Source organism: Albidovulum litorale (assembly GCF_025751495.1).
Taxonomy (GTDB): domain Bacteria; phylum Pseudomonadota; class Alphaproteobacteria; order Rhodobacterales; family Rhodobacteraceae; genus Albidovulum; species Albidovulum litorale.
This window is the reverse complement of the sequence record NZ_JAOWKZ010000002.1, coordinates 219,688-240,360: the sequence shown is the minus strand read 5'-3', so window position 1 is coordinate 240,360 and position 20,673 is coordinate 219,688. Positions and strand designations below refer to the sequence as shown.

Genomic DNA, 20,673 nt, shown 5'->3' with positions numbered 1-20,673 from the left:
CCGCAAGAGGCAATGAAATGACTGGTCAAAATATCCGCATCAGGCTCAAGGCCTTCGATTACCGCGTGCTGGACGCCAGCACGCAGGAGATCGTGAACACGGCCAAGCGCACCGGTGCCCAGGTCCGCGGTCCGATCCCGCTGCCGAACAAAATCGAGAAGTTCACGGTTCTCCGTGGTCCGCATATCGACAAGAAGTCGCGCGACCAGTGGGAAATCCGTACCCACAAGCGTCTTCTCGACATCGTCGATCCGACCCCGCAGACCGTGGACGCGCTGATGAAGCTCGACCTCGCCGCCGGCGTCGACGTCGAAATCAAGCTGAACTGAGGAGGGCATCAGATATGTTGCGCTCTGGAGTTATCGCGAAGAAGCTGGGCATGACCCGGCTCTTCCTCGAGGACGGCCGGCAGGTTCCGGTGACCGTCCTGCAACTGGACAACCTGCAGGTCGTGGCGCAGCGCACGGCCGAGAAGGATGGCTATTCGGCCGTTCAGCTCGGTGCCGGCACCGCCAAGGCCAAGCGGACCACCGCCGCCATGCGCGGCCACTTCGCGAAAGCGAACGTGGCGCCGAAGCGCAAGATCGCGGAATTCCGGGTTTCCCCGGAAAACCTGATCGACGTGGGCGAGGAAATCACCGCCGACCACTACTTCGAAGGTCAGTTCGTGGATATCGCGGGCACCTCGATCGGTAAGGGCTTCGCCGGTGCGATGAAGCGTCACAACTTCGGCGGTCTGCGCGCCTCGCACGGCGTGTCGATCTCGCACCGCTCGCACGGTTCGACCGGTCAGTGTCAGGATCCCGGCAAGGTCTTCAAAGGCAAGAAGATGGCCGGTCATCTCGGCGCTGTCCGCGTGACCACGCAGAACCTGCAGGTCGTCCGCACCGACAGCGACCGTGGCCTGATCATGGTCAAGGGTTCGGTTCCGGGTTCGAAGGGTGGCTGGGTCACCATCAAGGATGCGGTGAAGAAGCCGTTCCCTGAAAATGCGATCCTGCCCGCCGCGCTGAAGTCGCAGGCCGAACTTGCCCGCAAGGCCGCTGAAGAAGCCGCTGCTGCCGCCGCTGCCGAGGAAGAAGCCGCCCGCAAGGCCGCGGCCGAGGCCGAAGCCGCCGCGCAGGAAGCCGCTCTGGCTGCTGCCGAAGCGTCTGCTGCCGCAGAAGGTGAAGCCGATGCCGGTGATGCCGGTGACGCGCCCGAAGGAGAGAAAGAATGAAACTCGATGTGATCAAGCTCGACGCCAAGAAGGCAGGCTCGATCGATCTCTCCGACGAGATCTTCGGGCTGGAGCCGCGCGCCGACATCCTGCACCGCGTCGTGCGCTGGCAGCGCGCGAAGGCGCAGGCCGGTACACATTCGGTGCTGGGCAAATCGGACGTGTCCTACTCGACCAAGAAGATCTATCGCCAGAAGGGCACCGGCGGCGCACGCCACGGGTCCCGCAAGGCGCCGATCTTCCGTCACGGTGGTACCTACAAGGGCCCGACCCCGCGCAGCCACGCCCATGACCTGCCCAAGAAGTTCCGGGCGCTCGGTCTGAAGCACGCGCTCTCGGCCAAGGCCGGTGCCGGTCAGCTCATCATCGTCGACAGCCTCGACATGAAGGACGCCAAGACCGCGGTCCTCGCCAAAACGGCAAAGGAACTCGGCTGGAAGAAGGTCCTGATCATCGACGGCGCCGACGTGAATGAGAACTTCGCCCGTGCCGCAGCGAACATCCAGGGCATCGATGTGCTGCCCTCGATGGGCGCCAATGTCTATGACATCCTCAAGCGTGAGACGCTCGTTCTCACGAAGGCGGGTGTCGAAGCTCTGGAGGCTCGTCTGAAATGAGCGTGAAACCGGAACATTACGACGTGATCGTCAAGCCGATCATCACCGAAAAGGCGACCATGGCCTCCGAGGCCGGCGCGGTTGTCTTCCAGGTGACGAAATCCGCAACCAAGCCGCAGATCAAGGAAGCGGTCGAGGCGGTGTTCGGCGTAAAGGTGAAGGCGGTGAACACCACCATCACCAAGGGCAAGACCAAGCGTTTCCGCGGCCAGCCCGGCGTGCGGAGCGACGTGAAGAAAGCCTATGTAACCCTCGAAGAGGGGAACACTATCGACGTCTCTTCGGGGCTCTGATAGAAGGCGCCGAATCTCGCGGCCCCGGGTTCCGGGGCCGCTCGATTTTCTAACCGGGGACCTTCGGGGCCCTATACCCAACGGACCGACAGGTCCAAAGCAACGGAAGACAGAAGCATGGCACTCAAGTCGTATAAGCCGACGACGCCGGGCCAGCGTGGGCTGGTACTGATCGACCGTTCGGAGCTTTGGAAAGGTCGCCCGGTCAAGGCCCTCACTGAGGGTCTGACCAAAACGGGCGGCCGGAACAATACCGGGCGTGTTACATCCTGGCACAAGGGCGGTGGGGCAAAGCGCCTTTATCGCATCGTAGATTTCAAGCGTCGCAAGTTCGACGTGCCGGCGACCGTGGAGCGGATCGAATACGACCCGAACCGCACCGCCTTTATCGCGCTGGTGAAGTATGAGGACGGCGAACAGGCCTACATCCTCGCGCCGCAGCGCCTCGCGGTTGGTGACAGCGTTGTCGCCGGTGCGAAGACCGACGTGAAGCCCGGCAATGCGATGCCGTTCTCGGGCATGCCGATCGGTACCATCGTCCACAACGTTGAGATGAAGCCCGGCAAGGGTGGTCAGATCGCGCGCGCCGCGGGCACCTATGCCCAGTTCGTCGGCCGTGACGGCGGCTACGCCCAGATCCGCCTGTCTTCGGGCGAGCTGCGCATGGTCCGTCAGGAATGCATGGCGACCGTCGGCGCGGTTTCGAACGCCGACCACTCGAACCAGAACCTCGGCAAGGCCGGCCGCAAGCGGCATATGGGCGTCCGCCCGACCGTGCGCGGTGTTGCGATGAACCCGATCGACCACCCGCATGGCGGTGGTGAAGGCCGGACCTCGGGCGGCCGTCACCCGGTTACCCCGTGGGGCAAGGGCACCAAGGGCAACCGCACCCGGTCGAACAAGAAGACGGACAAGTACATCGTCCGTTCGCGCCACGCGAAGAAAGGGCGTTAATCAATGTCTCGTTCTGTTTGGAAAGGCCCGTTCGTCGATTCCTACCTTCTGAAGAAGGCGGAAAAGGCGCAAGCCTCGGGCAAGTCGGAAGTGATCAAGATCTGGTCGCGCCGCTCCACCATCCTGCCGCAGTTTGTCGGCCTCACCTTCGGCGTCTACAACGGCCAGAAGCATATCCCGGTCAACGTGACCGAAGAGATGATCGGCCAGAAGTTCGGTGAATATTCGCCGACGCGGACCTATTACGGTCACGCCGCCGACAAGAAAGCCAAGAGGAAGTAAGCCATGAGCAAGGAAAAGAATCCGCGCCGCGTGGCCGATAACGAAGCGATGGCGAAAAGCCGCATGCTCCGTACCTCGCCGCAGAAACTGAACCTCGTCGCCGCGATGATCCGTGGCAAGAAGGTCGAAAAGGCGCTTGCCGATCTGACCTTCTCGAAGAAGCGGATCGCCGAAGACGTCAAGAAGTGCCTGCAATCGGCGATCGCCAATGCCGAGAACAACCACGGCCTCGACGTCGACGGTCTGATCGTCGCCGAAGCCTGGGTCGGCAAGAACCTGGTCATGAAGCGCGGCCGTCCGCGGGCGCGTGGCCGGTTTGGCAAGATCATGAAGCCGTTCAGCGAACTGACGATCAAGGTGCGTCAAGTTGAGGAGTCCGCATAATGGGACAGAAGGTTAACCCCATCGGGATGCGCCTCCAGGTCAACCGCACCTGGGACAGCCGCTGGTACGCCGACAAGAAAGACTACGGCAATCTGCTTCTTGAAGACCTCAAGATGCGTGAGTTCATCCATGACTACGCAAAGCAGGCCGGTGTCTCGAAAGTCATCATCGAACGTCCGCACAAGAAGTGCCGCGTGACGATCCATACCGCCCGCCCCGGTGTCATCATCGGCAAGAAGGGCGCGGATATCGAAACGCTGCGCAAGAAGCTCGCGAACTTCACCGACTCGGAACTGCACCTCAACATCGTCGAGGTCCGCAAGCCCGAGCTTGACGCCCAGCTGGTGGCCGAGTCGATCGCCCAGCAGCTTGAGCGCCGGGTGTCGTTCCGCCGCGCGATGAAGCGCGGCGTGCAGAACGCGATGCGGATGGGTGCCCTTGGCATCCGGGTCAACGTCGCGGGCCGCCTCGGCGGCGCCGAGATCGCCCGGACCGAATGGTACCGCGAAGGCCGCGTGCCGCTGCACACGCTTCGCGCCGACATCGACTATGCGCTCGCCGAAGCCACGACCCCCTATGGCATCATCGGGATCAAGGTCTGGATCTTCAAAGGCGAGATCATGGAGCATGACCCCCAGGCCCGCGACCGCAAGGCGGCTGAGGCTCAGGACGGTCCGGCCCCCCGTGGCCCGCGCCGCGATGACCGCCGCGACGCCCGGTAAGGAGAGACAAAGATGCTGCAACCGAAACGGACTAAGTTCCGCAAACAGCACAAGGGCCGGATTCACGGCGAAGCCAAGGGCGGTTTTGAACTGAACTTCGGCGGCTTCGGCCTCAAGGCCACTGAGCCCGAGCGCATCACGGCGCGCCAGATCGAAGCGGCCCGCCGCGCGATCACCCGCCACATGAAGCGTCAGGGCCGGGTCTGGATCCGCGTCTTCCCGGACACGCCGGTTTCGTCGAAGCCGACCGAGGTTCGGATGGGTAAAGGCAAGGGCTCCGTCGATTTCTGGGCGGCCAAGGTCAAGCCGGGCCGGATCATGTTCGAGATCGACGGCGTGAACGAGACCATCGCCCGCGAGGCGCTCCGCCTCGGCGCGATGAAGCTCCCGGTCAAAACCCGCGTTGTCGTGCGCGAAGACTGGTAAGCCTGACCAACATGGATCAGCGAAAAGGGCGGAGGTTTCTCCGCCCTTTTTGTTTCATGGTCGTGAAAGACGCGGTTTCGCAATCGTGAGCCGGGAAACCGGGCAAACGTGTTAGGATTGCCCCACGGAAATCCTGCCCGCAGTCCTTGCGTGACCCGGGCCGGCGAGAGGGGGAGAATGACATGACGAGGACAATCGCAGCATTATTTCTGACCACCGCAATGGCATTGCCAGTTTCCGCGCAGGACAGCACCGAAGAGGTCGTGATGGCGAACCTTCGTGGTGTCGGGGCACTCGACGTCGATCAGATCGTCGCGACCTATGCCGATGACGCCATGCTGCTGACGCCCGAAAAGGTCTATTCCGGGCACGGCGAGATCCGGGGGTTTTACGAGGGCTTCGTGGCCGAGTTTTCGCAACCGGACATCACCATGAACTCCGACGGCATGAACATCGCCGGCAATACGGCCGTGATGGTATGGAGCGGCGAGTCGCCCGACAATGTCTACGACTATGCCGCCGATACCTTTGTCGTCGACGGCGGCAAGATCGTCAGCCACAGCTTCGTGGGCAAGATCATCCCGAAATAGGCGCGCAGAGGCCAAATGCCACCGGTCCGCGACCGGAAGCGTTCAGGAGGCGCTGCCGGAATCGAGTGCGACGAGGGTGCTTTGCGTTGACCTCTGCCGGATGCCCATGATGGCCATGTATTCCGGGGAATAGTACCAACCCTTCAGCGCCTCCATACTCGGAAACTCGATGATCACCATGCGCCCTGGGGTCCAGTCCTTGCCGGACTCAAGAACCTCAAGCGCACCGCCCCGCGACAGAAAGCGCCCGCCATGGGCGGTGATGGTCGGCAGCACCTGCCGCTTGTACTCGTCGAACGTGTCTTGGTCGGTGATGATTTCATCGGCGATCAGGTAGGCAGGCATGACGCAACTCCCTCTCTGCGCGTTCCGGCGCAATGGCTCGGATTCGGCAGGGTCAGTATTTGCGATTTCAGTCATGCCGCCAATCCGTGGAACTGCCCTAGGGGCTGCTTCTTTAAAGGCGCCCTGTCGTCTTCTTGCCAGATGCAAATGCTAGGCCTACGCTTTCGAAAGCGCCACAGCGGGGAGGGGCCCATGCGTGAGACCGAGAGGATTGTCCGCCAGTTCCATGAGAGCTGGGACATGCGTGACCCTGACCGGGGGGCTGCGGTCATTGCCGCAGATTGCCAGTTCGAGGATGTCGCACGGGGCGAGGCGCAGGTCGGCCCCGATGCCTACCGCGCCGATTACCAGCGTTGGCGGGATGCGTTCCCGGATGGTGAGGTCAAGGTCACGCGGGTCATCGTCGACGGCGACTGGGCCGTGGTGGAGTTCGTGAACCGGGGCACACATACCGGCACCCTCAAGTCGTCCCTCGGGGACTTTCCGCCCAGCGGACGACGGCAGGAGTCCCGCTACTGCTCGGTGATGCGGGTCAGGGACGGCAAGGTCGTGGAGGGGCGCGACTATTACGACAGCGCCAGCATCGCGCGGCAGTTGGGGCTGGTGGATTAGGGCTGTCGGCTTGCATCGGAAGGCAATGGCTCTATGACGCTGTGAACGAAAGCCCCGTCTTAGCCCGGATATAGGGAAAAACTTTCCCTTGCCCCCCAGCCCCACCTCCCTTATAGGGACGCATCCTGCGATTCCGGGTTCCCGGATTCGTACGTTTATCATTGACTCCACCGGGCTGAAGGCAACCCGTCCACGGGCCTTCCGGTGATGTTGAAAGGAAGAAGGCGACATGAACGCCACTGAACTGAAAGCGAAGACGCCCGACCAGCTCCGCGATGAGCTTGTCGCGCTCAAGAAGGAGGCCTTCAACCTCCGCTTCCAGCAGGCCACCGGCCAGCTTGAAAACACCGCCCGCATGCGCGCCGTCCGCCGTGACGTCGCCCGCATCCAGACGGTCCTGAACCAGAAAGCCGCTGAAGCGGCGGCGAACTGAGGAACACACCCATGCCCAAACGTATCCTGCAAGGCGTCGTGACCTCGGACAAGAACGAGCAGACGATCACCGTCCTCGTCGAGCGTCGCTTCAAGCACCCGCTGCTGCACAAGACCGTGCGGAAGTCGAAGAAATACCGCGCCCATGACGCGGACAACAAATTCAAGGTCGGTGACACCGTTCGCATCGAAGAATGCGCTCCGATCTCGAAGACCAAGCGTTGGACGGTCGTGACGGAGGCCTGAGGCCTAACCCCACGATCCCAATCAATCGAAACCCTGGGGATAGTCCCCAAAGGTCGGGAGAAACCAAATGATCCAGATGCAGACCAATCTGGATGTTGCTGACAACTCCGGCGCGCGCCGGGTTCAGTGCATCAAGGTCCTGGGTGGTTCCCACCGCCGCTATGCCAGCGTCGGCGACATCATCGTGGTGTCGGTCAAGGAAGCCATCCCGCGCGGCCGCGTAAAGAAAGGTGACGTCCGCAAGGCCGTCGTCGTGCGCACCGCCAAAGAAGTCCGCCGTGAAGACGGCACCGCAATCCGCTTTGACCGCAACGCCGCCGTCATCCTGAACAACCAGGGCGAACCGGTCGGCACCCGTATCTTCGGGCCGGTCGTGCGCGAACTGCGCGCCAAGAACTTCATGAAGATCATCTCGTTGGCTCCGGAGGTGCTCTGATGGCTGCGAAACTTAAAAAAGGCGACAAGGTCGTCGTCCTTGCCGGTAAGGACAAGGGCAAAGAGGGCGAGATCACCTCGGTAGACCCGAAGGCGGGCAAGGCCGTGGTCGAGGGCATCAACATCGCCATCCGTCACCAGCGCCAGACCCAGAACAGCCAGGGCGGCCGTCAGCCGAAGGCAATGCCGGTTGACCTGTCGAACCTCGCGCTGATGGACAAGAACGGCAAAGCGACCCGCGTCGGCTTCCGCATGGAAGGTGACAAGAAGGTTCGTTTCGCCAAGACCACGGGGGACGTGATCTGATGCTCGACACAGCAACCTATACCCCGCGCCTCAAGGCCGCCTATCAGGCGACGATCCGCGCCGCTCTGAAAGAGCAGTTCTCCTACAAGAACGACATGCAGATCCCGCGTCTGGACAAGATCGTCCTCAACATGGGCGTCGGCGAGGCCGTGAAGGACACCAAGAAGGTCAAGCAGGCCGCCGAAGAGCTGACGCTCATCGCCGGTCAGAAGGCCGTGATCAACAAGGCCAAGAAGTCGATCGCCGGCTTCCGCGTCCGTGAAGAGATGCCGCTCGGCACCAAAGTCACGCTGCGCGGCGACCGGATGTACGAATTCCTTGACCGCCTGATCACGATCGCACTGCCGCGCGTCCGCGACTTCCGCGGCGTGAAGGGCACGTCCTTTGACGGTCGTGGCAACTACGCGATGGGCCTGAAGGAACACATCGTGTTCCCCGAGATCGACTTCGACAAGGTCGACGAAGTTCTCGGCATGGACATCATCATCTGCACCACCGCGAAGACTGACGCGGAAGCGAAGGCGCTGTTGAAGCAATTCAACATGCCCTTCACCAGCTGATCGCGGAGGAGAGAAGATATGGCGAAGAAATCCATGGTGAACCGCGAAGTGAAGCGCGCCAAGATGGTCAAGCAATATGCTGCCAAGCGCGCCGCACTGAAGGAAATCATCGAAGACCAGTCGAAGCCGATGGAAGAGCGCTTCAAGGCGACGATGAAACTGGCGAAGCTGCCGCGCAACTCCTCGGCCACGCGGGTTCATAACCGCTGCCAGCTGACGGGCCGTCCGCACGCCTATTACCGCAAACTCAAGCTCAGCCGCATCATGCTGCGCGATCTCGCCTCCATGGGCCAGATCCCCGGCATGGTTAAGTCGAGCTGGTAAGGAGGTCGAGAAATGTCGATGAACGATCCTCTCGGCGATATGCTGACCCGCATCCGCAACGCGCAGATGCGCGGCAAATCCACCGTCCGCACGCCGGCCTCCAAGCTTCGCGCCTGGGTTCTGGATGTGCTGAAGGACGAGGGCTATATCCGCGGCTATGAAGCCGCAACCTCGGCCGCCGGCCACCCGGAGCTGGAAATCAGCCTCAAATACTTCGAAGGCACGCCCGTGATCCGCGAGATCAAGCGCGTCTCGAAGCCGGGCCGCCGGGTCTATGCCGGTTCCAAGGAGCTTCCGTCGGTCCGTCAGGGCCTCGGTGTTTCCATCGTTTCCACGCCGAAAGGCGTGATGTCGGATGCAGCTGCACGCTCTGCCAATGTTGGTGGCGAAGTGCTCTGCACCGTATTCTAAGGAGGGTTCCATGTCTCGTATCGGCAAGAAACCCGTAGAAGTCCCCTCGGGCGTCACCGCGACGATCTCGGGTCAGAAGGTGGATGTGAAGGGCCCGAAAGGCACCCTTTCCTTCACCGCGACCGATGACGTCACGATCACGCTCGACGGCAACGAAATCTCGGTGAAGCCGCGCGGCACGTCCAAGCGGGCCCGCCAGCAGTGGGGCATGGCTCGCTCCATGGTGGCGAACCTCGTCGAAGGCGTGACCACGGGCTTCAAGAAGGAACTCGAGATCAACGGCGTTGGCTACCGCGCGCAGATGCAGGGCAACACCCTGAAACTGTCGCTCGGCTACAGCCACGAAGTTAACTTCGAGGTGCCGCAGGGCGTGACCGTCACGACCCCGAAGCAGACCGAGATCGTCGTCGAAGGGATCGACCCGCAGCTCGTCGGCCAGGTCGCGGCCAATATCCGCGAATGGCGCCGTCCCGAGCCCTACAAGGGCAAGGGCATCAAGTACAAGGACGAGTACATCTTCCGTAAGGAAGGCAAGAAGAAGTAAGGACCAGACAGATGGCAAACAGCAAACGGGAACTGTTCCTCAAGCGCCGCCTGCGCGTCCGGAACAAGCTTCGCAAGATGGCCGACGGGCGCGCGCGTCTCTCGGTTCATCGCTCCTCCAAGAACATCAGCGTCCAGCTGATCGACGACGTCAAGGGCGTGACGCTCGCCTCGGCCTCCAGCCTCGAGAAGGATCTGGGTGTCGTTGGCAAGAACAACGTCGAAGCGGCGAAGAAGATCGGCGCGGCGATTGCCGAGCGTGCGAAGAAGGCCGGTGTCGAAGAGTGCTACTTCGACCGTGGCGGCTTCCTCTTCCACGGCAAGATCAAGGCGCTTGCTGACGCAGCCCGCGAAGGCGGCCTGAAGTTCTGATGACTGCGGGCGGCACCCGTGCCGCCCCGATGATCCGGGTCCCCGAACCGCTCGGGGACACCAGGATCGGCCCAAACGGCGCAGTGCCGCGCCACCAGTGAAGGAATGCCTAATGGCAGAACGTGAGAACCGCCGGGATCGCCGCGAACGCGAGGAAACCCCGGAATTCGCCGATCGCCTCGTTGCGATCAACCGTGTGTCGAAGACTGTGAAGGGCGGCAAGCGCTTCGGTTTCGCCGCGCTCGTGGTGGTCGGTGACCAGCGCGGCCGAGTCGGCTTCGGCAAGGGCAAGGCCAAGGAAGTGCCGGAAGCGATCCGCAAGGCGACCGAACAGGCGAAGCGTTCGCTGGTTCGCGTGCCGCTGCGCGATGGCCGCACACTCCACCACGACATCGAGGGTCGCCATGGTGCGGGCCGCGTCGTGATGCGCACCGCTCCGGAAGGTACCGGGATCATCGCCGGTGGTCCGATGCGCGCCGTGTTCGAGATGCTGGGCGTGAAGGACGTTGTGTCCAAATCGCTCGGCTCGCAGAACCCCTACAACATGATCCGGGCCACGATCGACGGTCTGAAGCAGGAAGCCAGCCCCCGCATGGTCGCGCAGCGCCGCGGCAAGAAGGTGGCCGACATCCTGAAGAAGCCCGAAACGGCTGAAGCGGCGGAGGCCTGAGACCCATGGCCAAGAAAACCATCGTCGTGAAGCAGATCGCCTCGTCCGCCCGTCGCCCCGCCGTTCAGGCCGCGACGCTGAAAGGGCTCGGCCTCGGCAAGATCAACCGCACGCGTGAGCTGGAAGACACGCCCGCCGTGCGCGGCATGGTCAACAAGATCCCGCATCTGGTGACCATCGTCGAAGAGCGCGGCTGACGTCGCAGGCGCAAATTCCTTTCAAAGGAATTTGCCAAAATTCTTCGAAAGAATTTTGAAAGCGCCCCGGGAAGCCGGGGCGCTTTTCGTTTCGTTCCGGCAGGTTAGCGTTGCACGGGGCGCAAGGCGGCTCTTCGCTATTGTCGGTAGCCGACCAGCGGTCGGCGTCCTATGTCTTTCAGCGAAAGATGTTATCGATATCAGGAATATGACCATGGTTGCTGTTACGCACACCGCCAAACCTCTCGCGGAGACGCTGCGGATCATCCGCTCGACGATCCGCCACCTGACCACCGTCGCCACGCGCGGCGAGCCTGCGCCCTACTGGACCGACTATCTCCGCGACACGCGGAAGTGATCCCGGCGACAGAGTGCGCCGAAAACGCCCCGGCCAGTCCGGGGCGTTTTCGTTTTGAGCCGGCGCCTTTCGTCTCATTTTCCCCAAACATGATTTCCTGTGCTAGACTGGCACCCGTAAGCGGTGCTTTGTTACCGGTCTTTCTCAGAAAAATCTTTGTCGCCATAAGGCGACCATCCGGGGGGAAACCATGTCTCAACACTATGCTGGCGGCTGCGAGCATCATCCCGTGCGCGCCTCCGCAGAACCAATCGACAATCATGAATGCCACTGCAATGTCTGCAAGAAGGTCACGGGCCAGCACACGACGCACGTTGCATTCTTCAATCACGGCGAACTGAAAACCGACAACGAAGCCGCGATGAAGCGCGTGCCGTTCAATGCCGACAACCCGGACGGCCCCCTGGAGATCTGCCTTTGCGAGAAGTGTAATGCGGTCCTTATGCTCGACGACAAGCAGAAGCGCATCCGCGTCGCCGTGCCGAACGTGATGGGATATGATGACGCGAAATTCCCGAAGGCGACCTACCACGCGTTCTGGGACGAATCGAAAGGCTACCCGAAGCCCGACGACGGCCGCCCCGTCTATGAGGGCCTGCAGCCGAGCTTCGTCTGGCCGAAGGGCGCGTGACGAGGCTATGATTCCGTTCCTGATCTGATCCGGGACATATAATGTGATCGCCCCCGCCCCGTGGCGGGGGTGAAGGTTTTTTCTGAAAGCTTGCATTGGCGTCTGTGCGCGTCTATACGCCCCCGGTGGTCCCTCGGGGCCCGATTCATGAAATCAAGAAATGCCGTGTGCCCCCAACCGTCGCTGGCGGGGGTCTTCCGGCCAAGGAGAAGCGACATGAAACTGAACGAACTCCGGGACAATCCCGGCGCCGCCAAGAAACAGAAGCGCGTTGCGCGTGGTCCCGGTTCGGGCAAGGGCAAGACCGCCGGCCGCGGTATCAAGGGTCAGAAGTCCCGTTCGGGCGTAGCCATCGGCGGTTACGAAGGCGGCCAGATGCCGCTCTACCGGCGCCTGCCTAAGCGCGGCTTCAACAAGCCGAACGCCAAGAAATTCGCCGTCGTGAATCTCGGCCAGCTTCAGGCCTTCGTCGATGCTGGCAAGCTCGACGCCAAGAAAGAGATCACCGAGGATATCCTCGTCGAGGCCGGCGTTGTTCGCCGCAAGCTCGACGGCGTCCGCGTTCTCGCCAAGGGCGAGGTCAAGGCCAAGCTGAAGCTCGCCGTCACTGGCGCGTCGAAAGCCGCCATCGAGGCCGTCGAGAAGGCCGGTGGTGCACTTTCGGTCACGGCTGCGGCACCGGCGGCGGAAGCCACCGAATAAGGTGTTGTGGGCGACGCAAGCGGCGCTTACATAGACACGAGTTTTCCAAAGCGCCGCCGACCGGGAAACGGTTCGGCGGCGCTGTCATACAAGCGAGACCGGAATGGCATCTGCTGCAGAGCAAATGGCGGCGAATATCAGCTGGGGGGCCTTTGGCAAGGCCACCGACCTTCGCCAGCGTATCTTATTTACCATCGGACTTCTGATCGTCTACCGCCTTGGCACCTATATCCCGGTGCCCGGCATTGACGCTGACGCATTGCGCGAGTTCATGAAGGACGCGTCGCAGGGCATCGGCGGCATGCTTCAGATGTTCACCGGCGGTGCGCTTGGCCGTATGGGCATCTTCGCGCTCGGCATCATGCCCTATATCTCGGCCTCGATCATCGTCCAGCTTCTGACGGCGATGGTGCCCGCGCTCGAGCAGCTCAAGAAAGAGGGCGAGCAGGGGCGCAAGAAGATCAACCAGTACACCCGTTACGGTACGGTCCTGCTGGCAACCTTCCAGGCCTACGGACTTGCCCGCAGCCTTGAGGCGGGCGATCTGGCCCATGATCCCGGGCTCTTCTTCCAGCTTGCCTGTGTTATCACGCTTGTCGGCGGCACGATGTTCCTGATGTGGCTTGGCGAACAGATCACCGCGCGCGGCGTCGGCAACGGCGTTTCGCTGATCATCTTCGTCGGCATCGTCGCCAATATCCCGGCAGCACTTGCGCAGTTCTTTGAACAGGGCCGGATCGGCGCGATTTCTGCCCCGGTCATCATCGGCGTGATCCTGATGGTCATCGGCGTCATCGCCTTCGTGGTCTTCATGGAGCGCGCGCTGCGGAAGATCCACATCCAGTATCCCCGCCGTCAGGTCGGCATGAAGGTCATGGACGGCTCGTCCTCGCATCTGCCGATCAAGGTCAACCCGGCGGGCGTTATCCCGGCGATCTTCGCCTCGTCGCTGCTCTTGCTGCCGACCACGATTTCGACTTTCTCGGGCGCGCAGACCGGCCCGGTCATGTCGACGATCCTCGCCTATTTCGGCCCCGGCCAGCCGCTCTACCTTCTGTTCTTCACGGCGATGATCGTCTTCTTCGCCTATTTCTACACGGCGAACGTATCGTTCAAATCCGATGATGTGGCCGACAACCTGAAGAACCAGGGCGGCTTCATTCCGGGCATCCGTCCGGGTGCGAAGACGGTGGATTACCTCGACTATGTCGTGGCGCGTATCCTCGTCGTGGGCTCCGGCTACCTGGCCGCCGTCTGTCTTTTGCCCGAAATCCTGCGCTCGCAGCTGGCGATCCCGTTCTATTTCGGCGGTACGTCGGTGCTGATCGTCGTGTCGGTCACGATGGACACGATCAACCAGATCCAGTCGCATCTGCTGGCGCACCAGTATGAAGGGCTGATCGAAAAGTCCCAGCTGCGCGGCAAGAAGCGGGGCGGGGCCAAGAAAGCGCCCTCGCGTCGCTAGACGCGTTTCGGGTTTCAGCGAAAACAAGGTGAAAAAGAATTCGAACGAAAAAGGTTCGAATTCTTTTTCATTGTAAACCCGGAACGCTGTCACGTCCGCACAGGCGGTCGGTATCCGATTGCACACAGGCGTTGGCTTGGGTAGCAATTCGGTGTAAAGCCGGCCGGCCTAAAGGGGGACCCATGACCAATATCATTCTTCTCGGACCGCCGGGGGCGGGAAAAGGAACTCAGGCCCGACTTCTGGTCGAAGAACGCGGACTGGTGCAGCTTTCGACCGGCGACATGCTGCGCGAAGCCAAGGACTCCGGAACCGAGATGGGCAAGATCGTCGCTGACGTCATGGCGCGCGGCGATCTGGTCACGGATGAGATCGTCATCGGCCTGATCGAAGAGAAGCTTGCCGATACCAAGGCCAAGGGTTTCATCTTCGACGGCTTCCCGCGCACTCTGGCGCAGGCGGATGCGCTCGGCGCGCTTCTCAAGCGCTCGGGCAACCAGCTCGATGCAGTGATCGAGATGCGGGTGGATGACGAGGCGCTGGTGCAGCGGATCACGGCGCGCTCGACCTGCGGCAATTGCGGCGAGGTCTATAACGACATCACCAAGCCGATCCCGGCCGACGGCACCTGCACGAGCTGCGGCCAGAAAGCGGAATTCAAGCGCCGCGCCGACGACAATGCCGACAGCCTGAAGCAGCGCCTGATGGAGTATTACAAGAAGACCTCTCCGCTTATCGGCTACTATTACGCGATGGGCGATCTCTTCACCGTCGACGGGTTGGGAGAGATCGACACAGTCGCCAAATCCATCGCCAATGTGCTGGACCAGGCCACGGCGACTTGACGTCCCCGGCGAAACCCACTAGGTCACGGCGTCTCTGATGAGAATCGTCTTGATTTGCTGGGTTTTCCCATAAGCGAATCAGTTCGGAAGAACCGGCCCGGCGGCACCCAAGCCTTCGGGCCATAGTTGTGAAAAAAGGTTCCGGCACTACGGAACCGCAACGAAAGGAAGCTACGCGTGGCACGTATTGCTGGCGTCAACATCCCGACGGGGAAACGCGTCCCCATCGCCCTTCAGTATATCCACGGCATCGGCAACGATATCGCCCACAAGATCTGTGAGGCTGTGAAGATCGAACCGACCCGTCGTGTGAACGAACTTTCCGACGCCGAGGTGCTCGCCATCCGCGAACACATCGACGCCAACTACACGGTCGAGGGCGACCTGCGCCGTGAAGTGCAGATGAACATCAAGCGTCTGATGGACCTCGGCTGCTACCGCGGTCTGCGTCATCGCCGCAACCTCCCTGTCCGCGGTCAGCGGACCCACACCAACGCCCGTACCCGCAAAGGCCCCGCAAAGGCCATTGCCGGTAAGAAGAAGTAAGGGGAGGCTTGACCGATGGCTCGTGACAAGACCCGCATGAAGCGCAAGGAGCGCAAGAACATCGCCGCTGGCGTTGCGCATGTGAACTCCTCGTTCAACAACACCAAGATCCTGATCTCGGACGTTCAGGGCAACGCGATTGCCTGGTCCTCGGCCGGCACGATGGGCTTCAAGGGTTCGCGCAAGTCGACCCCCTATGCCGCCCAGATGGCTGCCGAAGACGTGGCCCGCAAGGCACAGGAACACGGCGTGAAGACGCTGGAAGTCGAAGTGCAGGGCCCGGGTTCGGGCCGTGAAAGCGCGCTGCGCGGCCTCGCCGCTGCCGGTTTCAACATCACCTCGATCCGTGATGTGACGCCGATCGCGCATAACGGCTGCCGTCCGCCGAAGCGTCGGCGCGTCTGACGACTTATGCAGCGTTCCGGGCCGTGCGACCTAGCGCGGCCCGGGGCGTTTTCGTTTTTTCCCTCGGGCGTTCCCGGGCATCGGTCATGGACCGGGAACAGGTATGGAGGCAGAACGCATGATCCACAAGAATTGGGCCGAACTGATCAAGCCGCAGCAGCTTGAAGTGAAGCCGGGCAACGACCCGCAGCGCAAGGCGACGCTGATCGCCGAACCGCTGGAGCGCGGCTTTGGCCTGACGCTGGGCAACGCGCTGCGCCGGGTGCTGATGTCCTCGCTTCAGGGCGCGGCCATCACCTCCGTCCAGATCGACAACGTCCTGCACGAGTTCTCCTCGGTCGCCGGTGTGCGCGAAGACGTCACCGACATCGTTCTGAACCTCAAGGGCGTCTCCTTGAAGATGGAAGTCGAAGGGCCGAAGCGCCTGTCGATCTCGGCCAAGGGGCCGGGCGTTGTCACCGCTGGCGACATCTCGGAATCGAACGGCATCGAGGTTCTGAACAAGGACCACGTGATCTGCCATCTCGACGATGGCGCCGACCTCTTCATGGAACTGACGGTCGATACCGGCAAGGGCTATGTCGCGGCCGACAAGAACCGTCCGGAAGATGCACCGATCGGTCTCATTCCGATCGACGCGATCTATTCGCCGGTCAAGAAGGTCAGCTACGAAGTTCAGCCGACCCGCGAGGGCCAGGTTCTGGACTATGACAAGCTGACCATGAAGATCGAGACGGACGGCTCGCTGACCCCGGACGACGCCGTGGCCTATGCCGCGCGCATCCTTCAGGACCAGCTTGGCATCTTCGTCAACTTCGACGAACCGGAATCGGCCTCCAAGCAGGACGCGGACGACGGGTTGGAATTCAACCCGCTCCTCCTCAAGAAGGTGGACGAGCTGGAACTCAGCGTCCGTTCGGCGAACTGCCTGAAGAACGACAACATCGTCTATATCGGCGATCTGATCCAGAAGACCGAAGCCGAGATGCTGCGCACCCCGAACTTCGGCCGCAAGTCGCTGAACGAGATCAAGGAAGTGCTTTCCGGCATGGGTCTGCACCTCGGTATGGATGTCGAGGACTGGCCGCCAGAGAACATCGAAGACCTCGCGAAGCGCTTCGAAGACCAGTTCTGAAAGTCCTAATCCGCCGTGCGGCGTGTCGGGACGGATGCCCGACAGATGCCATACGGATGCGGGACGCTTGACAGACGGGTGGGCCGGCCCTAAACGGCCCCCCGAAATGCCCGCCGGATGCGGGGAAGACCCGGGCAGAAAGCCCCAAGGAGAGCGGAGCGAGGACCACGCCCGCCGGACAAAGCAAAAGACGATAGGAGATCAAAATGCGTCACGCCCGCGGCTACCGCCGTCTGAACCGTACCCATGAGCACCGCAAGGCGCTCTTTGCCAACATGGCCGGTTCGCTCATCGAACACGAACAGATCAAGACCACCCTTCCCAAGGCGAAGGAACTGCGTCCGATCATCGAAAAGCTGATCACGCTCGCCAAGCGCGGCGACCTGCATGCCCGCCGTCAGGCTGCGGCCCAGCTGAAGCAGGACAAGTATGTCGCGCGGCTCTTCGAGATTCTCGGCCCGCGCTACAAGGACCGCCAGGGCGGCTATGTCCGCGTCCTGAAAGCCGGTTTCCGCTACGGCGACATGGCGCCGATGGCGATCATCGAATTCGTCGACCGCGACCCGGCTGCCAAGGGCGCTGCCGACAAGGCGCGTCTCGAGGCCGAGGAAGCCGCTGAATCCTGACGTAGCGTCACCCGCTTAACGCGCGGTATTGAAATAGTAACACCCCCGTCGATACTATCGGCGGGGTTGTTTCGTTAAATGGGTGTGCTGCTAGATGATGTCGTCGATTCTGCCTGAAGACAGCCGGACCGCCCGGGCCCGCGCGGCAGCATCGTCGATTACGACGGCCAGTTGCGCATCTTCCATCGACGTTGCGCCCAGAAATTCAAGCAAATCGGCTCTGATAGCTTCAGGCAACTGCATCAGCCTTGCAAACAGCCCTGGATTGATGGTTCGCAACGACGTGATCCTCGACAATACTTCCGCCGGGGATCAATTTAAAGTTGATTGGGGACAAGGCAACTTGTCTACAGAGACATGTCTTCACACCGCGGCATAGATCTAAGACTTCACGAACTGGGGCTTCTGGCCCCGGCAGGTTATTTTGTCGGTTTGCACATTCGCTTTACCGCGCCTTTGATGACTTTTCAGACATACGATCAGGTTTGGATCGATCACTATACCAACAATGGCTATGTGCTGCGGGACCCGATGACGGCCTGGGGGTTCAGCACCACCGGAACGATCCGGTGGAGCGATGAGCGCCTGCCCGATCCGTTCGGTCTCTTCAAGGAAGCCGCACGGTATGGCCTGAAATACGGTGCGACGGTGTCCTACGGAGCGATCAGTTCGCGCACGATCGCCAGCATCGCTCACAGTGAACGTGAGTTCACCGATAGCGAAATTGCTCAGGCGGCAGAGATCGTGCATGACCTGCATGACGCGACCGAGCCGCCCAGCGAACTGACGACAGCTCAGATCGAAGCACTGAAGTGCATTGCGGGTGGCGACCGGCACGCAGCAGCGGCCGCGAAACTCGGGATATCGGAAAGTGCGCTCAAGGCCAGACTGAACTCTGCACGGCAGAGACTGATGGCTAGGACCACTGCCGAAGCAATCCAGAGGGCAAAAGACTACCGTCTTCTCTGACGGTCGTCCTCCGCAAGGTTACCAACTAACCACCCACCCTGCAGGAGGATGTCATGCAGACCACTACCCTTTCTTTTGAGAATCTCCACAACCATGGGGAGCTCTTTGCCAATATGCTTCGTGCCCGGCGAGAACTTTTCATCGGTCATAACAAATGGGACCTGCCCGAGGCGCTCGGCATGGAATACGATCAGTACGATACTCCGGCAAGCCGCTGGGTCGTCGTGCATGACGAACTGGGCCAGGTTCTGGCAGGGAACCGTCTGACGCCGACAACGGCGCGCTGCGGGATTTACTCCTACATGATCCGCGATGCACAGCGCGGGCTGCTCGACACAATCCCGTCAAACCTTCTTTATGAGGAGGCGCCGGTGGCGGAAACCGTCTGGGAGAGTTCGCGCCTGTTCGTATCTCACACCGTTCCTGCGCATCTGCGCCGCCGGGTGCATGCGAAGCTGGTGATGGAACTCGGCGGCGCCGCCCGGCGTCTTGGCGCAACGCATTGCCTGACGCTGCTTGCCGCGAACTGGCCGCGCTGGGCCGCACGGGTCGGGGTCGACATGACGGCGATGGGGCCGGTGATGAATATCGACGGGATCGACAATCAGGTCGTGTCGATGGACTTCTCGTCGAACCTGCATTGAAAGCCAGGCGGGTCGGCATCCCTTTGGCGGCCGGCCCATGCTTCCGCTTTTATCGGCATTGCCGCTGAGATAGTCTCCCGGCCATGCCGGATCTTTTCGATCAGACCACAAGTGCTGCCCCCTTGCGCGACGCGCCGCGTCCGCTGGCGGACCGGCTGCGGCCTGCCGCGATTGCCGAAGTTATCGGACAGAAGAAGGTTCTGTCCGCCGATGGTCCGCTCGGCGCGATGCTGGCCTCGGGCTCTCTGTCGTCGCTGATTCTCTGGGGGCCTCCCGGCGTGGGCAAGACCACGATCGCGCGGCTTCTGGCCGATGCGACCGATCTGGCCTTTGTGCAGATCAGCGCGATCTTCACCGGTGTGCCGGACCTCAGAAAGGTTTTCGAGGCGGCCAAGCTCCGCCGTCAGCAGGGTCGGGGGACACTGCTCTTCGTTGACGAGATCCACCGTTTCAACAAGGCCCAGCAGGACGGGTTCCTGCCGCATATGGAAGACGGCACCATCGTGCTCGTGGGCGCCACGACGGAAAACCCCTCATTCGAACTGAACGCCGCCCTTCTCAGCCGGTCGCAGGTGATCGTGCTGGAACGGCTCTCGCCTGCCGATCTGGAGCTGCTGGTACAGCGGGCGGAAAAGGAACTCGGCCGCGCTCTGCCCCTGAAGGCCGAGGCGCGCGAGGCGCTGGTGAACATGGCCGACGGCGATGGCCGTGCCCTTCTGAACCTGATTGAGCAGGTTGCGGCATGGAAGCTCGACAATCCGCTCGATACCGCAGCTCTTTCAGAACGTCTGATGCGGCGGGCTGCGAAATACGACAAGTCGGGGGAGGAGCATTACAACCTCATCTCGGCCTTGCACAAATCCGTGCGCGGCTCGGACCCGGATGCAGCGCTTTACTGGTTCGCGCGCATGCTGGAAGGCGGCGAGGACCCGCGTTTCCTTGCCCGCCGCATCACGCGGATGTCGGTCGAGGATATCGGCCTTGCCGATCCGCAGGCGCAGACGATCTGCCTGCATGCCTGGGAGGTCTATGAGCGTCTCGGCAGCCCCGAGGGCGAGCTGGCGCTGGCCGAGGCGGTGACCTATCTCGCGCTCGCGCCGAAATCAAACGCGGTCTATGTCGCCTACAAGGCCGCCCGCGCCGAGGCGCGCAAGACCGGCTCCGAACCGCCGCCGAAACATATCCTCAACGCGCCGACGAAGATGATGAAGGATCAGGGCTACGGGTCCGGCTACGCGTATGATCACGATGCCGAGGACGGGTTTTCGGGCCAGAACTACTTCCCCGAAACGATGAAACGCCCCGTCTTCTATCAGCCGGTCGAGCGCGGCTACGAACGTGAGCTGAAGAAGCGCGTCGAGTGGTTCGCGAAGCTGCGCGACAAACGCGGCTGACACTCCTCGTGCG

Annotated in this window: 36 protein-coding genes; 34 read left to right on the top strand and 2 right to left on the bottom strand. The window is 61.8% G+C overall.

Going from position 1 to position 20,673, the window contains the following annotated elements; translation table 11 throughout:
- Positions 1–17: 17 nt before the first annotated feature.
- From rpsJ to OEZ71_RS07010, 10 genes are all read left to right on the top strand, one after another.
- Positions 18–329 (top strand): 30S ribosomal protein S10, encoded by a 312-nt coding sequence (gene rpsJ / locus OEZ71_RS07055; RefSeq protein WP_104070856.1) that lies wholly within the window; start codon positions 18–20, stop codon positions 327–329.
- Between the two features lie 14 nt (positions 330–343).
- Complete coding sequence (gene rplC / locus OEZ71_RS07050; protein ID WP_263739248.1) at positions 344–1,219, top strand: 50S ribosomal protein L3; 876 nt, start codon at positions 344–346, stop codon at positions 1,217–1,219.
- Positions 1,216–1,836 (top strand): 50S ribosomal protein L4, encoded by a 621-nt coding sequence (gene rplD / locus OEZ71_RS07045; protein WP_263739247.1) that lies wholly within the window; start codon positions 1,216–1,218, stop codon positions 1,834–1,836. Before rplC ends, rplD begins: the two co-directional genes overlap by 4 nt.
- The gene (locus OEZ71_RS07040) at positions 1,833–2,129 is read left to right on the top strand and encodes a 50S ribosomal protein L23 (RefSeq protein WP_263739246.1); all 297 of its coding nucleotides are present in this window, start codon (positions 1,833–1,835) and stop codon (positions 2,127–2,129) included. Before rplD ends, OEZ71_RS07040 begins: the two co-directional genes overlap by 4 nt.
- A 117-nt stretch (positions 2,130–2,246) precedes the next feature.
- Positions 2,247–3,083: a 50S ribosomal protein L2 gene (gene rplB / locus OEZ71_RS07035; protein ID WP_263739245.1), complete on the top strand. Its 837-nt coding sequence runs from the start codon at positions 2,247–2,249 to the stop codon at positions 3,081–3,083.
- Positions 3,084–3,086: 3 nt separating this feature from the next.
- A complete protein-coding gene (gene rpsS / locus OEZ71_RS07030; RefSeq protein WP_263739244.1) occupies positions 3,087–3,365 on the top strand; it encodes a 30S ribosomal protein S19 in 279 nt (92 codons plus the stop codon).
- A 3-nt stretch (positions 3,366–3,368) separates the two neighbouring features.
- A complete protein-coding gene (gene rplV, locus OEZ71_RS07025) occupies positions 3,369–3,749 on the top strand; it encodes a 50S ribosomal protein L22 (RefSeq protein WP_263739243.1) in 381 nt (126 codons plus the stop codon).
- The gene (gene rpsC, locus OEZ71_RS07020) at positions 3,749–4,471 is read left to right on the top strand and encodes a 30S ribosomal protein S3 (RefSeq protein WP_263739242.1); all 723 of its coding nucleotides are present in this window, start codon (positions 3,749–3,751) and stop codon (positions 4,469–4,471) included. Before rplV ends, rpsC begins: the two co-directional genes overlap by 1 nt.
- Before the next feature lie 12 nt (positions 4,472–4,483).
- Positions 4,484–4,897: a 50S ribosomal protein L16 gene (rplP, locus tag OEZ71_RS07015; RefSeq protein ID WP_263739241.1), complete on the top strand. Its 414-nt coding sequence runs from the start codon at positions 4,484–4,486 to the stop codon at positions 4,895–4,897.
- Between the two features lie 182 nt (positions 4,898–5,079).
- On the top strand, positions 5,080–5,487 hold the full coding sequence (locus OEZ71_RS07010) for a nuclear transport factor 2 family protein (protein WP_263739240.1): 408 nt from the start codon (positions 5,080–5,082) through the stop codon (positions 5,485–5,487).
- A gap of 42 nt (positions 5,488–5,529) precedes the next feature.
- Here OEZ71_RS07010 and OEZ71_RS07005 read toward each other — a convergent pair whose 3' ends face one another.
- On the bottom strand, positions 5,530–5,832 hold the full coding sequence (locus tag OEZ71_RS07005) for a DUF1330 domain-containing protein (RefSeq protein ID WP_263739239.1): 303 nt from the start codon (positions 5,830–5,832) through the stop codon (positions 5,530–5,532).
- 192 nt (positions 5,833–6,024) lie between these two features.
- On the opposite strand from OEZ71_RS07005, the gene OEZ71_RS07000 reads away from it, so the two are divergent.
- The 21 genes from OEZ71_RS07000 (at position 6,025) to rplQ (ending at position 17,653) form a co-directional block, all read left to right on the top strand.
- Positions 6,025–6,444, top strand: coding sequence for an ester cyclase (locus OEZ71_RS07000; RefSeq protein WP_263739238.1), 420 nt, complete (start codon positions 6,025–6,027; stop codon positions 6,442–6,444).
- A 229-nt stretch (positions 6,445–6,673) separates the two neighbouring features.
- Positions 6,674–6,877, top strand: a complete 204-nt coding sequence (gene rpmC / locus OEZ71_RS06995; RefSeq protein ID WP_263739237.1) for a 50S ribosomal protein L29 — start codon at positions 6,674–6,676, stop codon at positions 6,875–6,877.
- Positions 6,878–6,888: 11 nt separating this feature from the next.
- On the top strand, positions 6,889–7,122 hold the full coding sequence (gene rpsQ / locus OEZ71_RS06990) for a 30S ribosomal protein S17 (RefSeq protein ID WP_263739236.1): 234 nt from the start codon (positions 6,889–6,891) through the stop codon (positions 7,120–7,122).
- Positions 7,123–7,189: 67 nt separating this feature from the next.
- Positions 7,190–7,558: a 50S ribosomal protein L14 gene (rplN, locus tag OEZ71_RS06985; RefSeq protein WP_022705624.1), complete on the top strand. Its 369-nt coding sequence runs from the start codon at positions 7,190–7,192 to the stop codon at positions 7,556–7,558.
- Positions 7,558–7,863, top strand: a complete 306-nt coding sequence (gene rplX, locus OEZ71_RS06980) for a 50S ribosomal protein L24 (RefSeq protein ID WP_263739235.1) — start codon at positions 7,558–7,560, stop codon at positions 7,861–7,863. The genes rplN and rplX overlap by 1 nt, the downstream gene beginning before the upstream one ends.
- Positions 7,863–8,423, top strand: coding sequence for a 50S ribosomal protein L5 (gene rplE / locus OEZ71_RS06975; protein WP_263739234.1), 561 nt, complete (start codon positions 7,863–7,865; stop codon positions 8,421–8,423). The genes rplX and rplE overlap by 1 nt, the downstream gene beginning before the upstream one ends.
- 18 nt (positions 8,424–8,441) lie before the next feature.
- Complete coding sequence (rpsN, locus tag OEZ71_RS06970; RefSeq protein ID WP_263739233.1) at positions 8,442–8,747, top strand: 30S ribosomal protein S14; 306 nt, start codon at positions 8,442–8,444, stop codon at positions 8,745–8,747.
- Between the two features lie 12 nt (positions 8,748–8,759).
- Positions 8,760–9,158, top strand: coding sequence for a 30S ribosomal protein S8 (gene rpsH / locus OEZ71_RS06965; RefSeq protein ID WP_263739232.1), 399 nt, complete (start codon positions 8,760–8,762; stop codon positions 9,156–9,158).
- Positions 9,159–9,168: 10 nt separating this feature from the next.
- On the top strand, positions 9,169–9,702 hold the full coding sequence (gene rplF / locus OEZ71_RS06960; RefSeq protein ID WP_263739231.1) for a 50S ribosomal protein L6: 534 nt from the start codon (positions 9,169–9,171) through the stop codon (positions 9,700–9,702).
- 11 nt (positions 9,703–9,713) lie between these two features.
- A complete protein-coding gene (rplR, locus tag OEZ71_RS06955) occupies positions 9,714–10,073 on the top strand; it encodes a 50S ribosomal protein L18 (protein WP_263739230.1) in 360 nt (119 codons plus the stop codon).
- A 112-nt stretch (positions 10,074–10,185) separates the two neighbouring features.
- Complete coding sequence (gene rpsE / locus OEZ71_RS06950; protein WP_263739229.1) at positions 10,186–10,743, top strand: 30S ribosomal protein S5; 558 nt, start codon at positions 10,186–10,188, stop codon at positions 10,741–10,743.
- Between the two features lie 5 nt (positions 10,744–10,748).
- Positions 10,749–10,940, top strand: coding sequence for a 50S ribosomal protein L30 (gene rpmD / locus OEZ71_RS06945; RefSeq protein WP_263739228.1), 192 nt, complete (start codon positions 10,749–10,751; stop codon positions 10,938–10,940).
- A gap of 208 nt (positions 10,941–11,148) precedes the next feature.
- On the top strand, positions 11,149–11,298 hold the full coding sequence (locus OEZ71_RS06940) for a hypothetical protein (protein WP_263739227.1): 150 nt from the start codon (positions 11,149–11,151) through the stop codon (positions 11,296–11,298).
- Between the two features lie 190 nt (positions 11,299–11,488).
- A complete protein-coding gene (locus OEZ71_RS06935) occupies positions 11,489–11,929 on the top strand; it encodes a GFA family protein (RefSeq protein WP_263739226.1) in 441 nt (146 codons plus the stop codon).
- 216 nt (positions 11,930–12,145) lie between these two features.
- The gene (rplO, locus tag OEZ71_RS06930) at positions 12,146–12,631 is read left to right on the top strand and encodes a 50S ribosomal protein L15 (protein ID WP_263739225.1); all 486 of its coding nucleotides are present in this window, start codon (positions 12,146–12,148) and stop codon (positions 12,629–12,631) included.
- A gap of 103 nt (positions 12,632–12,734) precedes the next feature.
- Positions 12,735–14,096 (top strand): preprotein translocase subunit SecY, encoded by a 1,362-nt coding sequence (gene secY, locus OEZ71_RS06925; RefSeq protein ID WP_263739224.1) that lies wholly within the window; start codon positions 12,735–12,737, stop codon positions 14,094–14,096.
- A 182-nt stretch (positions 14,097–14,278) separates the two neighbouring features.
- Positions 14,279–14,941 carry an adenylate kinase gene (locus OEZ71_RS06920; protein WP_263739223.1) on the top strand — a complete coding sequence of 221 codons (663 nt, stop codon included), beginning with the start codon at positions 14,279–14,281 and terminating at the stop codon, positions 14,939–14,941.
- 177 nt (positions 14,942–15,118) lie between these two features.
- Positions 15,119–15,487: a 30S ribosomal protein S13 gene (gene rpsM, locus OEZ71_RS06915; RefSeq protein ID WP_263739222.1), complete on the top strand. Its 369-nt coding sequence runs from the start codon at positions 15,119–15,121 to the stop codon at positions 15,485–15,487.
- Between the two features lie 15 nt (positions 15,488–15,502).
- The gene (gene rpsK, locus OEZ71_RS06910) at positions 15,503–15,892 is read left to right on the top strand and encodes a 30S ribosomal protein S11 (protein WP_263739221.1); all 390 of its coding nucleotides are present in this window, start codon (positions 15,503–15,505) and stop codon (positions 15,890–15,892) included.
- 118 nt (positions 15,893–16,010) lie between these two features.
- Positions 16,011–17,027, top strand: a complete 1,017-nt coding sequence (locus tag OEZ71_RS06905; protein ID WP_263739220.1) for a DNA-directed RNA polymerase subunit alpha — start codon at positions 16,011–16,013, stop codon at positions 17,025–17,027.
- 206 nt (positions 17,028–17,233) lie between these two features.
- Positions 17,234–17,653, top strand: coding sequence for a 50S ribosomal protein L17 (rplQ, locus tag OEZ71_RS06900; RefSeq protein ID WP_263739219.1), 420 nt, complete (start codon positions 17,234–17,236; stop codon positions 17,651–17,653).
- 90 nt (positions 17,654–17,743) lie between these two features.
- Here the strand turns inward: rplQ and OEZ71_RS06895 are convergent, their stop codons facing one another.
- Complete coding sequence (locus tag OEZ71_RS06895) at positions 17,744–17,932, bottom strand: hypothetical protein (protein WP_263739218.1); 189 nt, start codon at positions 17,930–17,932, stop codon at positions 17,744–17,746.
- A 78-nt stretch (positions 17,933–18,010) separates the two neighbouring features.
- On the opposite strand from OEZ71_RS06895, the gene OEZ71_RS06890 reads away from it, so the two are divergent.
- The 3 genes from OEZ71_RS06890 to OEZ71_RS06880 all read left to right on the top strand — a co-directional run bounded on the left by OEZ71_RS06890 (position 18,011) and on the right by OEZ71_RS06880 (position 20,660).
- Entirely contained in the window at positions 18,011–18,622 is a 612-nt protein-coding gene (locus OEZ71_RS06890; RefSeq protein WP_263739217.1) for a helix-turn-helix transcriptional regulator, read from the top strand.
- A gap of 53 nt (positions 18,623–18,675) precedes the next feature.
- The gene (locus tag OEZ71_RS06885) at positions 18,676–19,266 is read left to right on the top strand and encodes an acyl-homoserine-lactone synthase (RefSeq protein WP_263739216.1); all 591 of its coding nucleotides are present in this window, start codon (positions 18,676–18,678) and stop codon (positions 19,264–19,266) included.
- A gap of 83 nt (positions 19,267–19,349) precedes the next feature.
- Positions 19,350–20,660, top strand: a complete 1,311-nt coding sequence (locus OEZ71_RS06880; RefSeq protein ID WP_263739215.1) for a replication-associated recombination protein A — start codon at positions 19,350–19,352, stop codon at positions 20,658–20,660.
- Positions 20,661–20,673: the final 13 nt, after the last annotated feature.

Coding starts and splice junctions, on each gene's coding strand:
- rpsJ (WP_104070856.1), top strand. CDS start 18: ATGACTGGTCAAAATATCCGCATCAGGCTCAAGGCCTTCGATTACCGC.
- rplC (WP_263739248.1), top strand. CDS start 344: ATGTTGCGCTCTGGAGTTATCGCGAAGAAGCTGGGCATGACCCGGCTC.
- rplD (WP_263739247.1), top strand. CDS start 1,216: ATGAAACTCGATGTGATCAAGCTCGACGCCAAGAAGGCAGGCTCGATC.
- OEZ71_RS07040 (WP_263739246.1), top strand. CDS start 1,833: ATGAGCGTGAAACCGGAACATTACGACGTGATCGTCAAGCCGATCATC.
- rplB (WP_263739245.1), top strand. CDS start 2,247: ATGGCACTCAAGTCGTATAAGCCGACGACGCCGGGCCAGCGTGGGCTG.
- rpsS (WP_263739244.1), top strand. CDS start 3,087: ATGTCTCGTTCTGTTTGGAAAGGCCCGTTCGTCGATTCCTACCTTCTG.
- rplV (WP_263739243.1), top strand. CDS start 3,369: ATGAGCAAGGAAAAGAATCCGCGCCGCGTGGCCGATAACGAAGCGATG.
- rpsC (WP_263739242.1), top strand. CDS start 3,749: ATGGGACAGAAGGTTAACCCCATCGGGATGCGCCTCCAGGTCAACCGC.
- rplP (WP_263739241.1), top strand. CDS start 4,484: ATGCTGCAACCGAAACGGACTAAGTTCCGCAAACAGCACAAGGGCCGG.
- OEZ71_RS07010 (WP_263739240.1), top strand. CDS start 5,080: ATGACGAGGACAATCGCAGCATTATTTCTGACCACCGCAATGGCATTG.
- OEZ71_RS07005 (WP_263739239.1), bottom strand. CDS start 5,832: ATGCCTGCCTACCTGATCGCCGATGAAATCATCACCGACCAAGACACG.
- OEZ71_RS07000 (WP_263739238.1), top strand. CDS start 6,025: ATGCGTGAGACCGAGAGGATTGTCCGCCAGTTCCATGAGAGCTGGGAC.
- rpmC (WP_263739237.1), top strand. CDS start 6,674: ATGAACGCCACTGAACTGAAAGCGAAGACGCCCGACCAGCTCCGCGAT.
- rpsQ (WP_263739236.1), top strand. CDS start 6,889: ATGCCCAAACGTATCCTGCAAGGCGTCGTGACCTCGGACAAGAACGAG.
- rplN (WP_022705624.1), top strand. CDS start 7,190: ATGATCCAGATGCAGACCAATCTGGATGTTGCTGACAACTCCGGCGCG.
- rplX (WP_263739235.1), top strand. CDS start 7,558: ATGGCTGCGAAACTTAAAAAAGGCGACAAGGTCGTCGTCCTTGCCGGT.
- rplE (WP_263739234.1), top strand. CDS start 7,863: ATGCTCGACACAGCAACCTATACCCCGCGCCTCAAGGCCGCCTATCAG.
- rpsN (WP_263739233.1), top strand. CDS start 8,442: ATGGCGAAGAAATCCATGGTGAACCGCGAAGTGAAGCGCGCCAAGATG.
- rpsH (WP_263739232.1), top strand. CDS start 8,760: ATGTCGATGAACGATCCTCTCGGCGATATGCTGACCCGCATCCGCAAC.
- rplF (WP_263739231.1), top strand. CDS start 9,169: ATGTCTCGTATCGGCAAGAAACCCGTAGAAGTCCCCTCGGGCGTCACC.
- rplR (WP_263739230.1), top strand. CDS start 9,714: ATGGCAAACAGCAAACGGGAACTGTTCCTCAAGCGCCGCCTGCGCGTC.
- rpsE (WP_263739229.1), top strand. CDS start 10,186: ATGGCAGAACGTGAGAACCGCCGGGATCGCCGCGAACGCGAGGAAACC.
- rpmD (WP_263739228.1), top strand. CDS start 10,749: ATGGCCAAGAAAACCATCGTCGTGAAGCAGATCGCCTCGTCCGCCCGT.
- OEZ71_RS06940 (WP_263739227.1), top strand. CDS start 11,149: ATGACCATGGTTGCTGTTACGCACACCGCCAAACCTCTCGCGGAGACG.
- OEZ71_RS06935 (WP_263739226.1), top strand. CDS start 11,489: ATGTCTCAACACTATGCTGGCGGCTGCGAGCATCATCCCGTGCGCGCC.
- rplO (WP_263739225.1), top strand. CDS start 12,146: ATGAAACTGAACGAACTCCGGGACAATCCCGGCGCCGCCAAGAAACAG.
- secY (WP_263739224.1), top strand. CDS start 12,735: ATGGCATCTGCTGCAGAGCAAATGGCGGCGAATATCAGCTGGGGGGCC.
- OEZ71_RS06920 (WP_263739223.1), top strand. CDS start 14,279: ATGACCAATATCATTCTTCTCGGACCGCCGGGGGCGGGAAAAGGAACT.
- rpsK (WP_263739221.1), top strand. CDS start 15,503: ATGGCTCGTGACAAGACCCGCATGAAGCGCAAGGAGCGCAAGAACATC.
- OEZ71_RS06905 (WP_263739220.1), top strand. CDS start 16,011: ATGATCCACAAGAATTGGGCCGAACTGATCAAGCCGCAGCAGCTTGAA.
- rplQ (WP_263739219.1), top strand. CDS start 17,234: ATGCGTCACGCCCGCGGCTACCGCCGTCTGAACCGTACCCATGAGCAC.
- OEZ71_RS06890 (WP_263739217.1), top strand. CDS start 18,011: ATGTCTTCACACCGCGGCATAGATCTAAGACTTCACGAACTGGGGCTT.
- OEZ71_RS06885 (WP_263739216.1), top strand. CDS start 18,676: ATGCAGACCACTACCCTTTCTTTTGAGAATCTCCACAACCATGGGGAG.
- OEZ71_RS06880 (WP_263739215.1), top strand. CDS start 19,350: ATGCCGGATCTTTTCGATCAGACCACAAGTGCTGCCCCCTTGCGCGAC.